The organism is Streptomyces niveiscabiei (assembly GCF_001419795.1).
Lineage (GTDB): Bacteria > Actinomycetota > Actinomycetes > Streptomycetales > Streptomycetaceae > Streptomyces > Streptomyces niveiscabiei.
Genome location: NZ_LIRL01000430.1, coordinates 1 through 1320, shown reverse-complemented (window position 1 = coordinate 1320; position 1320 = coordinate 1). Strand labels below are relative to the sequence as shown.

The following is a 1320-nucleotide window of genomic DNA, read 5'->3' as shown; positions in this document are numbered from 1 at the left end:
CGTTCGTCGCTGTACGCGGCGGGCAGCAGGACGCGCGCGCAGATCAGCTCCAGCTGGAGGCGCGGGGACGTCGCGCCGCGCATCTCCGTCAGCCCCTCGTTGACCAGGTCGGCGGCGCGGCTGAGCTCGGCCGCGCCGAAGACGCCGGCCTGGGCCTGCATGCGTTCGACGACGTCGGCGGGGGCGTCGATGAGGCCCTTCTCCGCGGCGTCCGGCACGGCCGCGAGGATGACGAGGTCGCGCAGGCGCTCCAGGAGGTCGGCGACGAAGCGGCGCGGGTCGTTGCCGCCCTCGATGACGCGGTCGACGACCTCGAAGGCCGCCGCGCCGTCGCCCGTGGCGAAGGACTCGACGACCGAGTCGAGCAGCGAGCCGTCCGTGTACCCCAGGAGGGACGTCGCCATGCCGTACGTCACGCCCTCGGCCGTCGCGCCCGCGAGAAGCTGGTCCATGACGGACATCGAGTCACGTACGGAGCCCGCGCCCGCGCGCACGACGAGCGGCAGGACGCCGTCCTCGACCGGGATGTCCTCCTTCTGGCACACCTGCCCGAGGTAGTCGCGCAGCGTGCCCGGCGGGACCAGGCGGAAGGGGTAGTGGTGCGTGCGCGAACGGATCGTGCCGATGACCTTCTCGGGCTCCGTCGTCGCGAAGATGAACTTGAGGTGCTCCGGGGGCTCCTCGACGACCTTCAGCAGCGCGTTGAACCCCGCCGACGTGACCATGTGGGCCTCGTCGATGATGTAGATCTTGTAGCGGCTGCGCGCGGGGCCGAAGAACGCCTTCTCGCGCAGGTCACGGGCGTCGTCCACGCCGCCGTGCGACGCCGCGTCGATCTCGATGACGTCGATCGAGCCCGGGCCGTTCCTCGCCAGGTCCTTGCACGACTCGCACTCCCCGCACGGCGTCGGCGTCGGGCCCTGCTCGCAGTTCAGGCACCGCGCCAGGATCCGCGCGCTCGTCGTCTTCCCGCAGCCGCGGGGGCCACTGAACAGGTACGCGTGATTGACCCGGTTGTTCCGCAGCGCCTGCTGCAACGGGTCTGTCACATGCTCCTGCCCGATGACCTCGGCGAACGACTCCGGGCGATAACGGCGGTACAGCGCGAGAGACGACACGCCTACGAGGTTATAGGCGCCCACTGACAAACCGGGCCGCGCGCCGGGGACGACCCCTCCCCGAGGGCGCCGCGCACCAACGCGAAGACCCCCCACGCACCCGCCAGAGCCGACCTACCCTTGCTGCCTTCCGGCCCTGGGGGAGTTCAGTCAGATAGCGCCGCGTGAGGGGCTGTCCCCCAGCCTACCCGATCCCCCGCCC

1 protein-coding gene and 1 other RNA gene are annotated in these 1320 nt (G+C 71.3%); both read right to left on the bottom strand.

What is annotated here, in order from left to right; all coding sequences use genetic code 11:
* Window positions 1-1118: DNA polymerase III subunit gamma and tau (locus AOK24_RS20920; RefSeq protein ID WP_159051939.1), on the bottom strand; the 1118-nt coding region annotated here is incomplete at its 3' end.
* A gap of 80 nt (window positions 1119-1198) precedes the next feature.
* Window positions 1199-1295: signal recognition particle sRNA small type (gene ffs / locus AOK24_RS45040), an RNA gene on the bottom strand.
* Between the last annotated feature and the right edge of the window lie 25 nt (window positions 1296-1320).